The organism is Methylomarinum sp. Ch1-1 (assembly GCF_030717995.2).
GTDB lineage: Bacteria > Pseudomonadota > Gammaproteobacteria > Methylococcales > Methylomonadaceae > Methylomarinum > Methylomarinum roseum.
The window spans coordinates 535,234-550,020 of the sequence record NZ_CP157743.1 but is presented as its reverse complement, the minus strand read 5'-3'; the positions used below and the strand labels follow the sequence as shown (position 1 = coordinate 550,020).

Annotated in this window: 9 protein-coding genes; all 9 read left to right on the top strand. The window is 50.0% G+C overall.

The annotated features are described in order from the left end of the window. The first annotated feature begins 156 nt into the window (after positions 1-156). The 9 genes from Q9L42_RS02920 to Q9L42_RS02880 all read left to right on the top strand — a co-directional run bounded on the left by Q9L42_RS02920 (position 157) and on the right by Q9L42_RS02880 (position 14,254). Positions 157-717, top strand: coding sequence for a sugar transferase (locus Q9L42_RS02920; RefSeq protein ID WP_305909931.1), 561 nt, complete (start codon positions 157-159; stop codon positions 715-717). Positions 718-902: 185 nt separating this feature from the next. Beyond that, positions 903-2,843, top strand: coding sequence for a polysaccharide biosynthesis protein (locus tag Q9L42_RS02915; protein WP_349431854.1), 1,941 nt, complete (start codon positions 903-905; stop codon positions 2,841-2,843). A 749-nt stretch (positions 2,844-3,592) separates the two neighbouring features. Continuing rightward, positions 3,593-4,495 (top strand): LysR family transcriptional regulator, encoded by a 903-nt coding sequence (locus tag Q9L42_RS02910; protein ID WP_305909933.1) that lies wholly within the window; start codon positions 3,593-3,595, stop codon positions 4,493-4,495. Between the two features lie 572 nt (positions 4,496-5,067). Beyond that, positions 5,068-5,469: a hypothetical protein gene (locus Q9L42_RS02905; RefSeq protein WP_349431853.1), complete on the top strand. Its 402-nt coding sequence runs from the start codon at positions 5,068-5,070 to the stop codon at positions 5,467-5,469. A 269-nt stretch (positions 5,470-5,738) separates the two neighbouring features. Beyond that, positions 5,739-7,313: a Fic family protein gene (locus Q9L42_RS02900; protein WP_349431852.1), complete on the top strand. Its 1,575-nt coding sequence runs from the start codon at positions 5,739-5,741 to the stop codon at positions 7,311-7,313. A gap of 350 nt (positions 7,314-7,663) precedes the next feature. Then, on the top strand, positions 7,664-8,245 hold the full coding sequence (locus Q9L42_RS02895) for a class I SAM-dependent methyltransferase (RefSeq protein WP_305909939.1): 582 nt from the start codon (positions 7,664-7,666) through the stop codon (positions 8,243-8,245). A gap of 10 nt (positions 8,246-8,255) precedes the next feature. Further along, positions 8,256-8,648, top strand: a complete 393-nt coding sequence (locus Q9L42_RS02890; RefSeq protein ID WP_305909940.1) for a rhodanese-like domain-containing protein — start codon at positions 8,256-8,258, stop codon at positions 8,646-8,648. A 383-nt stretch (positions 8,649-9,031) separates the two neighbouring features. Next, positions 9,032-10,849, top strand: coding sequence for a translational GTPase TypA (gene typA / locus Q9L42_RS02885; RefSeq protein ID WP_305909941.1), 1,818 nt, complete (start codon positions 9,032-9,034; stop codon positions 10,847-10,849). A 1,542-nt stretch (positions 10,850-12,391) separates the two neighbouring features. Then, positions 12,392-14,254, top strand: a complete 1,863-nt coding sequence (locus Q9L42_RS02880) for a diguanylate cyclase (protein ID WP_305909942.1) — start codon at positions 12,392-12,394, stop codon at positions 14,252-14,254. Positions 14,255-14,787 lie beyond the last annotated feature (533 nt).

The following is a 14,787-nucleotide window of genomic DNA, read 5'->3' as shown; positions in this document are numbered from 1 at the left end:
TGAGTCTTGCAGCTAAACTTATCGAGAAAACAGTGATTACTAATTGTGTGTTTAGTTTATTACAGTTGGATAGTTTTAAAAAGAATGACTACTTAGAATGGAAATCGGTGATTACAATGGAAGCTCAATTACAATAATCAGCGGATGCCTATTTGAATGAAAAGATTGTTTGACTTGATTCTGGCGATGATTGCTTGTTTGGTTTTGATTGTTCCAATTGCCGTCATTGCTCTGCTGGTAAAGCTTACCTCAAAAGGCCCCATTTTTTATTGGTCGGATCGAGTGGGCATTGATAATCAAATTTTCAAGATGCCGAAATTTCGCAGCATGAAGACCGATACGCCAGCGGTGGCGACGCATTTATTGCAGGACCCTCAAAACTTCTTGACGCCGATCGGAAATTTCTTGCGTAAAACCAGTTTGGATGAGTTGCCGCAAATTTGGTCAATTTTGAAAGGGGATATGAGTTTTGTCGGTCCTAGACCGGCTTTATATAATCAGGATGACCTGATTGAATTAAGAACGCGGCATGGCGTGGAAAAATTATTGCCTGGTTTGACAGGTTGGGCTCAAGTGAATGGGAGAGATGAATTGCCGATTCCACAAAAAGTGGCATTTGATGTGGAATATCTGCAACGGCGTTCTTTTCTATTTGATTTAAAGATTCTGTGGCTGACTTTTTTGAAAGTGCTTAAAAGCGATGGGGTTTCCCATTGAATAGTTCATAGGATTTTCAACAAAGTTTTCATCTGTTTGGATGACTGTTTTAGTTTGGGATTCCCGGCAGATATTTTATGAAGTTCGTGCTTCAAAATTCGATTTTTACTCCCTTCTCATTTTGCCATGGGTGAAGTTTTTAGACTCTGAGTTTTGAACTTCATCGGCTATAGTAGATAAAGTGCATGCAACAAAGATTAGCTCATTGGTTTTTAAGTCTTTCCAGGCGCACAAAGGCTTTTATTTTAATCACATTTGATGTCTTATTTGCGGTTATTGCGCTGTGGTCAGCCTTCTCCCTACGTTTGGGCGAGTATTATGTGCCGCAAGGGAATGTGCGTTATTTATTCGTGGTTGCTCCTTTCGTTGCCGTGCCCATTTTTATCAAAATGGGCTTATACCGAGCCATCATCCGTTATATCGGCGGCAGAGCATTTTGGACGATAGTGCAGGCGACAACGTTGTATGGCATAGTCTTTTCCGCGTTGGCCTTCCAGGCCGGCATTGGGATGGTGCCTAGGACAGTGCCGCCGTTGAATTGGTTGATTATGCTATTGCTGGTTTCCAGCAGTCGTTTTTTTGCGCGTTGGTGGCTGAGTGAAAGTTATGCGCGATTTACAGCAAACCAAGGCCAGAGAGCCGCTTGTTGCAAAAAAAATGTGGTGATTTATGGGGCGGGCAGCGCCGGCGTGCAATTGGCTTCGGCGTTGGCGCATGGGCGTGAGTTCAATCCCGTTGCGTTCATCGATGATGATCCTTCTTTGCATAGACAAAAGATTAATAACCTCAGGATCTATCCGCTGTCTTCACTGGATTATTTAATCGAGCGTCATCATTTAACAGATGTGTTATTGGCTATTCCGTCGGCGACTCGAGCACGGCGTAATGAAATCATCCGTTTGCTGGAAATTTATCCGGTTCATGTGCGCTCGATGCCGGGAATGGCGGACATCGCCGAGGGCAGAGTGACTTTCGATACGTTGCAGGAAGTCGATATCGCCGATCTCTTGGGCAGAGACCCCGTGGAACCCGATCAAACCCTGTTGCACGCCAATATCACCGATAAGGTGGTGATGGTGACCGGAGCCGGCGGCTCGATAGGATCGGAGCTTTGCCGGCAAATTATCTCGCTGAAACCCACGGCGCTTGTGTTATATGAATTAAGCGAGTTTGCCCTATATGCGATAGAGAAGGAATTGCTGCAATTGCAGGAGGTAAAAGGGGGTAACCGAGTCGAAGTCGTTGCGGTGATAGGTTCGGTGACGAATAACAACCGCATAAAAAAGTTTTGTCAGGGTTTTCGGGTGCAAACTATATATCATGCGGCCGCCTATAAACATGTGCCGATCATGGAGAGGAATCCCTGCGAGGCGATCGCCAACAATGTGCTCGGCACATTGAGTGCGGCGCAGGCGGCGATAGAGGCGGAAGTCGAGACCTTTGTGTTGATTTCCACCGATAAGGCGGTCAGGCCGACTAATACGATGGGAGCAACCAAGCGTTTCGCCGAATTGATATTGCAGGCGCTGAGCTTGGATGACAGGCATGATAAAACGCGTTTCACGATGGTGCGTTTCGGCAATGTGCTGGGGTCGTCGGGGTCGGTGATTCCGTTGTTTCGCGAGCAGATCGCCAAAAACGGTCCGGTGACGGTGACCGATCCCAGAATTATTCGTTATTTCATGACGATACCGGAAGCGTCGCAGTTGGTGATACAGGCCGGCGCGATGGGGCGGGGCGGCGACGTGTTTGTGTTGGACATGGGCGAGCCGGTGCGTATTATGGATTTGGCCAGGCGTATGATTCACTTGAGCGGTTTGACGGTGAAGGATGAAGTGAATCCGAACGGCGATATAGAGATTGAGTTGACCGGATTGCGACCGGGCGAGAAATTGTATGAGGAGTTGTTGATTGGCGATAATGTCGCCGATACCCAGCATCCGAGGATCATGCGGGCCGAGGAGGAGGTGATTGTCTGGGAGGAGTTGCAGGGTATGATCGCGAGGCTTGAGGCGGCCGTTCAGAACCATGATGTCGCCGAGATCAGGGAAATTTTACAGCAAGGCGTGTCCGGATATACGCCGCAGTGCGATATATGCGATTGGTTGTGGTTGCGGAAGGGGTGAGGTTTCCTGGAGTCGCTGGGTTGATCCAGGCTGCGTGTTTTTAGTTCCCTGGATCCGCAAGGCTTGATCCAGGCTACGTGTTTTTTACATTTCTGTAGGCAAAGCTTCCGCGTCCTGCTTATTCACAAGGACGTGATGTATGCCGGTTTTGCAGGAGCAAAAACCGGTCACGCTCCTTACCTATGACTGCCAAGGAAGGCGGAAATGCCGATATCGCAGGAGCCATTATCGGCCATCCCTGTAGGCAAAGCTTCCGCGTCCTGCTCACGCTCCTTACCTACATCCCTGTAGGCAAAAAAAAGCCTCCCGATGCATGGGCACGGGAGGCTTGAGAAATCAAGCGGAGTGTTATGAGGAGGTTCCACTTGTTATTACAACACCAAGGAGGTAGTTACAACTGTTAGAGCTTAGCTATTCAGCCGGGCTCGCATTGCAATGTTGCTGAACAGGGCAGCACTGCAGAATGAAAGGGTCGAAAAAATGAACAGGCCTGAAATAAAACTCCAGATCCCGATGATGAACATTAAACCGATAAAGATATCTTTGTTTATTTCGTTCATATTTTGTGTGCGTTAAACCTTCTGACTGTTAAAGTGAAGCAACAATTTGTTGCTGAATTGATGCATATGATACAGACATAATAAAAGTTTACAATATGGCTTTTGATAAATAGATTGTATTTATTTAAGAAACAATTAAAATGTCAATAGTTTTTGTTTGTTAGGGTCTGTTTTTATGAGGGTGAATCGGTGGATAAATTAACCAGTATGAATGTGTTCGTGCGCGTGGCCAAGGCCGGCAGTTTTGCCGGCGCGGCGCGGGATTTGGGGATTTCCAGGGCGATGGCGACCAAGCATATCATGCAGTTGGAAAGCGAGCTGAATACCCGTCTGTTTAACCGCACTACACGCAGCATCAGTCTGACCGAGGTCGGCCAGTCATACCTGGAACGCTGTCAGCAGGTCTTGCTCGATGTCGAGGAAATGGAGGCGGCCGTCACCCATCTGCAGCGCGAACCGCGCGGCGTGTTGAAGATCAGCGCTCCGCCGGTCATCGGCGCGACCAATATCGCGCCGGCGCTGACCGAATACTTGAAAGGTTATCCGGACTTGTCGGTGGAGATGGTGTTAAAAGGCGGCCAGGTCGATTTGATCGACGAAGGCGTCGATATCGCCATCTATCTGGGGCCGATCAGCGACACCAGCCTGGTGGCGCGCAAGTTGGCCAGTTCCTCGCTGGTGGTTTGCGGCTCGCCATCCTATCTGGAGGAGCATGGCACGCCGGAGGATCCGGAAGATCTGGAAAAGCACAGCTGCCTGATCAACTGGGCGATCCCCCCGCGCAATAAATGGCGTTTTAAAGGCATACTGGGCGAACGGGAAGTGACCGTGACCGGCAGAATGCAAGCCAACATGGGCGACCCGATCAGGGTGGCGGCGGTTAACGGTCTGGGTTTGGTGATGTTGCCGAAATACATCGTCGGCCGGGATATTGAAAAGGGCAAGCTGGTGCCGATCATGGAGGATTATGCGATCGCGCCGTTGGATATACACGCCGTTTATCCGCATCGCAAGTATTTGTCCGCCAAGGTCCGTTCCTTCGTCGACTTCATTCAGGAATGGTTGCCGCATCGGGTGGGCATGAGTGCATGAGCGCCAACGCTCCAATGAACTGACGTTTGATGGTAACTACTCACCCCCATTCGGATGTGCTGAACAGCGTGAAGCGCATCAACACATGGTGCGATTCCTGTCGTCAGCACACCCTACCGCATCGTAAGGCGGCTTCGCGAAGCAAGCCGCCAAACCTCGTCGCCAGGTGCAAAATTGGTGTTGTGCGTATCAAAGGCGGATTGTCTGGCGGCGAATCCACCCGACGGTTGCGATGCCAATGTAGCCTTGCCTTTGTAGGGTGGATAAGCGGAGCGCATCCACCGGGTCGGCATCTTTGGTGGATGCGCCCTTCAGGCTTATCCACCCTACATGCTGACCGCCATGGATGGCGGAAATGCCGATTTTGCCATAATGCCAAGAATGGCATGTAGTAGAGCAATGCAGGAGCAATTGCCGATAACGCCATGGAGGGCGTGTAGTAGAGCAATGCAGGAGCAATTGCCGAGGAGCAAAAACCGGCCCTGCCGCGTTCGATAAGTGGATGTAGTGATTATTCGTCCGCCTTTGGTTTATGGTCCAAGAGCAAAAGGTAATTTTGCGACTATGGCAAAGTGGGTGCGCAAGGGCATGCCTTTGCTTTAGGGGCGGTACACAATCAACGCTCTTTTGTGGCGTTAGAGAATCTGGTCGATTTTATCGCTTTGTGTGCCGATAGCGCACGTTCTCCCAAAGCGGCGAATCAGATATTTTTAATCTCAGATGGCCATGATGTTTCTACCATCGAGTTATTGCGCAAGGTGGCGCATGCGCAGGGTAGAACGGCTCGATTGATTCCTGTGCCAGTCGGTTTAATGAAATTTTCCGCACGAGTATTGGGCAAGGGTGCGGTGACGGATCGACTGTTTGGTAATTTACAAGTAGATAGCTCCAAAGCGCAAGAGTTGCTAAGCTGGCAGCCGGTGGTGACGATGGATGAGGCGCTTGTTAGAATGTTTAATGTTAAAGCTGATTGACCACGAAAACTCGAAGAAAGACCGTTTAGAAAAATGTCGGCAGGCCTAGTTGTCTGTGTGATCCCTCCGATAAATTACATTTCTAATCAGCTTTGTAAGATTTTATTGTTTTATGCAATAGTTTAACTGGTTTTGTAATATAAAAACTGTTATTGTAATTTATTAATTGAATTTGTAAGCTTGATAGGGCGCGCATGTAATGAATATTTCAGGGATTATTCAGATAACTGCATTTATTATAAGCTTGGTTTAATAAATGTAAAGGTAAGATGAACAAGATGATACCTGTTGGATACACTTGGTTAATTAAACACTACAGCCTGACATTGCCAAAAATGTCCGTTGAATACTATCAAGGTAATCATCACTCTGGAATTAAAACCGTTGAGTTTGGTGATAGCGTTCGAAAGTTGCTCCCTAATCGTTTAAAAGTAGAAGAATCACCTTTTGAACAACTTAAATTGGCGATTAAGTATCAAGGCATTAGGTTGCAAACTCTCTACGTTATTTTTGAAACCATGGATCCTGGAATTCTTGAGGATAAAATCTCTCAAACACCCACTTCTAAAAATGCACGTGTGATTTGGTTCTTATATGAATGGTTATTAGATAAGCGTCTTGATTTGCCAGATTTAACGATAGGCAGTTATGTTGACTTATTTGATAGCCGTTATTACTTCACTCGCCTCAATGGGACGCGCTGCCGGCGTACACGTGTTGTTAATAATGCGTTAGGTAGCCGTGAATTCTGTCCGACTGTTCGCAAAACAAAGGACGTTAAAGCGTTATGTGATATTGATGTCTATGAGTTGGCTTATGGAAAAATGCAGGCCTTTTTAGAGGTTGATGGACTCATTAATGCGAATATTGTCGATCGATGTATTAACTATCTTTATACCAAAGAATCAAAGACCTCTTCTGAAATTGAACGTGAACGACCAGATAAACAACGGTTACGTCGTTTTAACCAGACTTTAAAGAATGCCGGCATGTATCATTTGAGTAAGCAAACTTTAATTCATATTCAGAACCAAATCGTTGCCGATAATTCTAAGGTTGAGGATTATCGCACCGAAGAGATATATGTGGGTGAAACCAAACGGTTTGGCTCTTTTATGGATGAAGAAATTCATTTTGTTGGTCCGAAAGCGGTTCATGTTGAGGGAATGATGCAGGGGCTATTAGATACTCATAATGCATTGATGTCTGATAGCGATATGCCACCCCTTATGCACGCAACGGTGGTTTCTTTTGGATTAGTTTATATTCACCCTTTTGATGACGGTAATGGGCGTACTCATCGCTATCTGCTTCACGATGTTTTCAAGCTACGAGATAAGCGACATGAATTTATCATTCCTATTTCAGCAACGATACTTAAAAACTCTAAGGACTACGATACAGTTTTAAACGTTATTTCTCATCCGTTAATGCTACAACTGGATTATGATTTGGATGAGGACAACGAGTTTCGGATTAAGATCCACAATGATTTGCACTATCTTTACCGTTATCCTGATTTCACTGAGCACGTTAAGTATATCTATGACGTCATGGATAGAAGTACGAAGTTTGAATTGCTGAGTGAGGTGGTTTATTTGGTGACCTTTGACGCCATTAAGCGGCTGCTGAATGAAAATGCAGATATCCCAGAAAATCACCTGAACAACTTGGTCAATATATTAATCAACAATGGCGGTCGAATTTCTCAGAAAAAACGTGACTATGTATTGAAATATTTAGATAACCAAGTACTACAAATGGTTGAAGATAAGGCTGTTAATTTGATGGATGATTTAGAAAAACACTCTGGTGTGGATATTCGCACTCTAGAACTTAATTAAGGGTTATTAATAGTTCAGTTAGGGGTCAAAGTAAGAACGGATGTGCTGAACAGCGTGAAGCGCATCAACACATGGTGCGCTTCCTGTCGTCAGCACACCCTACCGCATCGTAGGGCGGCTTCGCGAAGCAAGCCGCCAAACCTCGTCGCCAGGTGCAAAATTGGTGTTGTGCGTATCAAAGGCGGATTGTCTGGCGGTGAATCCACCCGACGGTTGCGATGCCAATGTAGCCTTGCCTTTGTAGGATGGATAAGCGGTGCGCATCCACCGGATCGGCCTCTTTGGTGGATGCGCCCTTCAGGCTTATCCACCCTGCCGCGTTCGATAAGTGGGGCGAGCAGTTACGTTTGATGAATGATAAGGCGATGCAAAACAAGTGGGATGCGATTTATCGGCAAAATAATCGATTGCCGCGCCCGGCGGAGGTATTGAGCGAAAACGCGTTTTTGTTGCCCAAACAGGGAGCCGCGCTGGATCTGGCATGCGGTCTGGGCGGCAATGCGCTGTTTTTAGCCGAGCGGGGCTTGCGGGTTCAGGGCTGGGATATCTCGCCGATTGCGCTGCAAGTTTTGCAGCGGCAGGCAGAGCTAAAGGGGCTGAATATCCAGACCCAAGCGGTCGATCTGCGGCCCGACAGCTTGCCGGAAAACGCCTTCGATGTCATTGTAATCAGTCGGTTTCTTGACCGCACGCTGTGTGATGCGATAATAGCCAGTTTAAAAAGCGGCGGACTGTTGTTTTATCAAACCTACACGGTAGACAAATTAACCTCCCAAGGCCCCAATAATCCCGCCTATCTGCTGCAACGAAACGAATTGCCCAAGCTGTTTGCCTCTCTGGCGTTGGTCTATTACCGCGAAAATGCCCGCGTTGGCGATTTGGCCGAGGGCGCAAGGGACGAAGCCCGTTTCATCGGACAAAAAATATCTTAAGAGCAAGATTATGATAGAAAATTTGAATCCAAAACAATGCTGGCGGCTGATGCAGGACGATCCCGCAGCGGTCATCGTGGACGTCAGGACCGCCATCGAACATTCATTCGTCGGGCACCCGCTCGGCGCGATACCGATAGCCTGGAAGGAATTTCCGGGGATGCAATTGAACACGGCCTTTGTCGAGCAAGTCAAGCAGGCCGTGCCGGATAAACAAGCGCCGGTATTGTTGCTGTGCCGCAGTGGCCAACGATCCCTGGACGCCGCGAAGGCGCTGGAGGCGGAAGGTTATCAGCATTTGGTCAACATCGTCGAGGGTTTTGAAGGGCCGCTGGACGAGCATAAACATCGCGGCAACCTGGGCGGCTGGCGTTTTCATGGCCTGCCGTGGGAGCAGAGTTAATGCGGTAAACAGGCGCGGAGTTCGTTCATAACGACGAGCATGCTCTCGTCTGGATAAACCGCGCCAGGTATCGGCGCATGCGTTTGGCTGTGAAGACCGACAAAGTGAAGAGCCGCCTCAATGTTGGGCTTCGCTGGCGCTCAGCCCAACCTACGGCTGGCGCGTCCAACGAAAATTGTTTATTCGTAAACTGCCTCAAGAGGGCGAAGCAAGACCAAACAAATTCGGTAACTGCTCGCCCACTTATCGAACGCGGCAGGGCATGTAGGGTGGATAAGCCTGAAGGGCGCATTCACCAAAGAGGCCGACCCGGTGGATGCGCTCCCTCTGATAAAAGTACGCTAAATAACTACACAAATTCAACCATTAAATTAGTAAATCAAGTGATAGAAAAACTCAGAAACATTGCAATCATTGCACACGTCGACCACGGCAAGACCACGCTGGTCGATCAATTATTAAAACAGTCGGGAACCTTTGATTCGCACGAAAAAGTCGATGACCGGGTGATGGACTCCAACGACCTGGAAAAGGAAAGAGGGATTACGATCCTGGCGAAAAACACCGCAATCGATTGGAATGACTATCACATCAACATCGTCGATACTCCGGGACACGCCGACTTCGGCGGCGAGGTCGAGCGGGTGCTGTCGATGGTCGATTCGGTGTTGTTGCTGGTCGATGCGGTCGACGGCCCGATGCCGCAAACCCGCTTCGTGACCCAGAAGGCCTTCGCGCTGGGCTTGAAGCCGATCGTCGTGATCAACAAAATCGATCGTCCAGGCGCCAGGCCGGACTGGGTCATCGAGCAAACCTTCGATTTGTTCGATCGTCTCGGCGCCACCGACGAACAATTGGACTTCCCGATCGTCTACGCCTCGGCATTGAACGGCTATGCCAGCCTGACAGACGATGTCAGCGGCGGCGATATGGTGCCGCTGTTCGAGACGATCGTCGAAAAAGTCAGTCCGCCCGACGTCGATCTGGACGGTTCGTTTCAGATGCAGGTTATTAGCTTGGACTACAACTCCTATGTCGGTGTGATCGGTATCGGCCGGATCAAGCGCGGCGCCGTGAAAACCAACATGCCGTTGACGATCATCGACCGCGAAGGCGCCACCCGCAACGGCCGTATGCTGCAGATCTTCGGCTTCCATGGCCTGGAAAGGGTCGAAGTGCCGGAGGCCAGAGCCGGCGACATCATCGCCTTCACCGGCATCGACAAGTTGCAGATTTCCGATACCCTGTGCCATCCCGAAGCGGTCGAGGCCTTGCCGCCGTTATCGGTCGACGAACCCACCGTGAGCATGGCTTTCCAGGTCAACACCTCGCCGTTCGCCGGCAGGGAAGGCAAATTCGTCACCTCTCGCCAGATTCGCGACCGTTTGCAAAAAGAATTGCAGCATAACGTCGCGTTGCGCGTCGAAGACACCGATGATCCGGACAAATTCAAGGTCTCCGGACGCGGCGAGTTGCATTTGTCGATATTGATCGAAAACATGCGCCGCGAGGGCTTTGAGCTGGGCGTTTCACGCCCGGAAGTGATCATCAAGGAGATCGACGGCGAGAAATGCGAACCGTTCGAGATGGTCACGATCGAGGTCGAGGAACAGCACCAGGGCGCGATCATGGAAAAGCTGGGCGAGCGTAAAGGCGACCTGCAGAACATGGTGCCCGACGGCAAGGGCCGCATACGTCTGGAGTACTTGATGCCGTCGCGCGGCTTGATCGGTTTCCAGACCGAATTCATGACGGCGACCTCCGGTTCGGGCCTGATTTATCATGTATTCGATCATTACGGTCCGATGAAGGCCGGCGGCGTCGGCGCCAGACAACGCGGCGTGTTGGTGTCTATGGTCAAGGGCAAGGCCTTGGCTTACGCCTTGTTCAACCTGCAGGAGCGCGGCGAGCTGTTTATCGAACATGCCGACGAGGTCTATGAAGGCATGCTGATCGGCATTCATTCCCGTTCCAACGATCTGGTCGTCAATCCGACCAAGGCGAAACAGCTGACCAATGTTCGCGCGGCCGGCACCGACGAAAACTTGATTCTGACCCGTATTCAGAAAATGACGTTGGAGCAGGCGCTGGAATTTATCGATGACGATGAGCTGGTGGAGGTCACGCCGGAATCGATTCGATTAAGGAAGAAGTTGTTGACCGAGAACGAAAGAAAGCGGGCTTCGAGAAGCGCGGACTAGCGGCGCCGACTGCCAAAAAAAAGCCCCCGAAACATTCAATGTCTCGGGGGCTTTACTTATCGCCTGTTTCGCTTGGTCGGCATTTTTCCCCATCCCTGGCAACCTCCTATTGATAAGTCCTAAAAAATCCATATTCTGTATCGGCGATGGGTCTATTATTTCAAAGTTCAACAAAAAAGTAAGCCGGCTATCGCTGAAATTTTCGTAAGCTTTAGCTGACAAATGATGGCCGATCGTCTGTCGCCAGGTAGGAATTCATATCTGTCGGCCCTTTTATATCCCAGTCGTAGGGCGGATCAAGCGTAGCGGATCCGCCAATAAGCAAAGGGGTGGAACCCATGCGGGGCGGGTTATTTAACCCGCCCCGAACGTTCCACTTGCTGTGGGCTCGGTTGAAACGTTCAGGACGAGGTTACAAACCCCGTCCTGCTTAGATATCCCCGCCGTAGAGCGGATCAAGCATAGCGGATCCGCCAATAAGCAAAGGATGGAACCGCGTTGCTTGTTCCACCCTACCTAAAACGGCATGATGCAGAATCTTCCGCGCCGAGGCTATAGACGATGCGGCTCGAAGGCATCGCTATCGCTTAAAAATATCAAAAGGTTGGAACGGGATAAATATCCCGTCCCGCCTGATAAATATCCCATGCGGGGCGGGTTATTTAACCCGCCCCGAACGTTCCACTTGCTGTGGGCTCGGTTGAATCGTTCAGGACGAGGTTACAAACCCCGTCCTGCTTAGATATCCCCGCCGTAGGGCGGATCAAGCATAGCGGATCCGCCAATAAGCAAAGGATGGAACCGCGTTGCTTGTTCCACCCTACCTAAAACGGCATGATGCAGAATCTTCCGCGCCGAGGCTATAGACGATGCGGCTCGAAGGCATCGCTATCGCTTAAAAATATCAAAAGGTTGGAACGGGATAAATATCCCGTCCCGCCTGATAAATATCCCATGCGGGGCGGGTTATTTAACCCGCCCCGAACGTTCCACTTGCTGTGGGCTCGGTTGAAACGTTTAGGACGAGGTTACAAACCCCGTCCTGCTTAGATATCCCCGCCGTAGGGCGGATCAAGCGTAGCGGATCCGCCAATAAGCAAAGGATGGAACCGCGTTGCTTGTTCCACCCTACCTAAAACGGCATGATGCAGAATCTTCCGCGCCGAGGCTATAGACGATGCGGCTCGAAGGCATCGCTATCGCTTAAAAATATTAAAAGGTTGGAACGGGATAAATATCCCGTCCCGCCTGATAAATATCCCATGCGGGGCGGGTTATTTAACCCGCCCCGAACGTTCCTCTTGCTATGGGCTCGGTTGAATCGTTCAGGACGAGGTTACAAACCCCGTCCTGCTCAAGAGACGATGTCGCTCGAAGGCATGCTATCGTTTAAAAATATCAAAAGATTGGAACGGGATAAATATCCCGTCCCGCCTGCCATTAAACCCTGGAAAACGCCAAAACAGCGATCAAGTAAAAAATAGCGGCGGCGGGTTTGATTATGCTAATCTGCGATTAAGGATTTGCTATTGGTCGGCGTTCATGAAAAAGAATCTTTTGTTGTTGTTTCTTTTGCTGTTGTTTGGCGGAGCGGTTTTTGCCGGCTTGGGAGGTTATCTGCACTCTCAACAAAAGTTGATTGAGCTGTCAAAACAAAACAACCGGGATAAGGCGGTCGCACTGTTTGACAATTTAATCATGACCCGCGGCTGGAACAACAAATTGGACGGCGTTTACATGCGTCAGCAGGATGGCGTCGAAGCGAATCCGCACCTTAAAAATGGTCAAATTACCACCGATCAAGGCGATAAATTGGTCAAGGTGATTCCGGCTTGGATGAGTCGCGAGAGGATGAGAGAGCTGGGCGCCGGTAAGCCTGGCTATCGTTATAACATTACCAGTCTGATGCCGTTAAGCCCGGAGAACAAACCGGATGCATTCGAAATAGAGGCGCTGCAATTTTTTCGGGAGCATAAAAACCAGCCATATTATTTTCGTTTTGCGAAAAACCTGAAGAGCCTGGACTTCATGGGCGCCTTGCAGGTCACCGAGGAGTGTCTGCAGTGTCACGGACAGCAGGGCTACCGAATTGGCGATAACCATGGCGGTATTCGCATCACGGTGCCCACAGATTTGTTGCACGCCCAGATTCAACAAATAGAACGGCAGACTCGAATCACGATAATCTCTGTTACCGCTATTGCCGTATTGATTTATGCGGCCTTGTACGGCTTGATCAATGCGCTCTGCAAAAGGCAACGAGCCATACAACAACTGAATGAATCATTGAATGTTAAAGTGGCCGAGCGCACCCGCAGTCTTGAACAGACGCAGAAAAAGCTGAGTGATGAACTGCAGTTTCAGCAAATGCGCGCCGAACTTTATAACTTGCTGATCGGCAGCGATTACAGTGTCGATAAACTGAAAAGCAGAATCTTAAGCAACGCCAAGCAATTGACGGCCAGTCCTTGGGCGTTGGCCGGCGAAGTAGATCCGGACAATGCCGACCTGCGCTGCCTGTTTGAGATCGATAGCGCATTAATCGACAATCTTGTCTTGGCGCCCGACGAAGACGGCAGTTATGCGGCGTTATGGGGACACCCGCTGCACACCGGCGAACCCTTCAAAGTCAATCGTCCGGTAAGCGAATGGCTGGCCGGTGATCGAATCAATGAACGGCTTAAGCTGCAGCGAGTGCTCAGTGTGCCGGTGATGTTCAACGACGCATTGGTCGGCCAGCTTGCCGTTGCCAACAAGCAAAGCGATTATGATGAACATGACCAGCAGTTATTGGAAAGGCTGGCCAAATTTTATGCCCTGAGCATGCATTTTTTGAGGACCGAGGCCGATCTTAAGTTAACCCGGGAAAAAGAAAAACGCTATCTGCGTGAAGTGAAGCGACTTTCCATTACCGACCCGTTGACCTCGCTGTATAACCGGCGACATTTCAGGGAGTTGTTTAATAAACGCCTGAATCTGGCGAAACGCTTGAAACTGTTTTTCGGTTTGTTGATCCTGGATATCGATTTTTTCAAGCCTTACAACGATCGTTATGGACACCTGGCCGGCGACCAGGCCTTGGTGACGACCGCAAAGGTCATCAGTCGGCAAATGCGACGGAGCACCGAGCAAGCTTTCCGGGTGGGCGGCGAGGAATTTTGTTGCTTGGTATTGGCGGAAACCAGCGAGGATATCGTGACTCTGGCGGAATCGATACGCCGGGCGGTCAAGGACGAGCAGATCGAACATCGGGATAATCCGCCTCAGAAGGTGTTAACGATTTCGGTCGGCTTGAATATAGTCTCCGATTATGAAGACGCCAGTTACGACAAAATATACAAAGCGGCCGATGATGCGCTCTACGAGGCTAAAAGCCAGGGGCGCGATCAGGTTTGTGTGACATGAAATAAGCGATACACAAACCCGTTCGGCTGTCACGAGGATCATGAATTCCGGTAGGGTGCGCATTGCGCCATTGAGCTTCCGATACGTACAACGGCTAATTTCGCCTCCGGTGCGGGGTCTGGCGGCTTGCTTCGCGAAGCCGCCCTACATTGGCGGATCCGCTGCGCTTGATCCACCCTACGCTAATTTGGCCTCCAGTGTGGGTTTTGGTGGCTTGCTTCGCGAAGCCACCCTACGCGAAGCCGCCTACGCGTTATATCGCAACCGTCGGGTGACCACCGTAGGGTGGATTCGCCGCCAGGCAATCCGCCTGGATATGCACAACGCCAATTTTGCCTCCGGTGGCGTTTTTTGGCGGCTTGCTTCGCGAAGCCGCCCTACATTGGTATCGCAACCGTCCCGTCGGGTGAACACCGTAGGGTGGATTCGCCGCCAGGCAATCCGCCTGGATACGCACAACGGCTAATTTCGCCTCCGGTGCGGGGTTTGGTGGCTTGCTTCGCGAAGCCACCCTACGCGAAGCCGCCTACGCG

What these genes read in the sequence shown, in the direction of transcription:
- Q9L42_RS02920 (WP_305909931.1), top strand. Translation starts at nt 157, where the DNA reads ATGAAAAGATTGTTTGACTTGATTCTGGCGATGATTGCTTGTTTGGTT.
- Q9L42_RS02915 (WP_349431854.1), top strand. Translation starts at nt 903, where the DNA reads ATGCAACAAAGATTAGCTCATTGGTTTTTAAGTCTTTCCAGGCGCACA.
- Q9L42_RS02900 (WP_349431852.1), top strand. Translation starts at nt 5,739, where the DNA reads ATGAACAAGATGATACCTGTTGGATACACTTGGTTAATTAAACACTAC.
- Q9L42_RS02895 (WP_305909939.1), top strand. Translation starts at nt 7,664, where the DNA reads ATGAATGATAAGGCGATGCAAAACAAGTGGGATGCGATTTATCGGCAA.
- Q9L42_RS02890 (WP_305909940.1), top strand. Translation starts at nt 8,256, where the DNA reads ATGATAGAAAATTTGAATCCAAAACAATGCTGGCGGCTGATGCAGGAC.
- Q9L42_RS02880 (WP_305909942.1), top strand. Translation starts at nt 12,392, where the DNA reads ATGAAAAAGAATCTTTTGTTGTTGTTTCTTTTGCTGTTGTTTGGCGGA.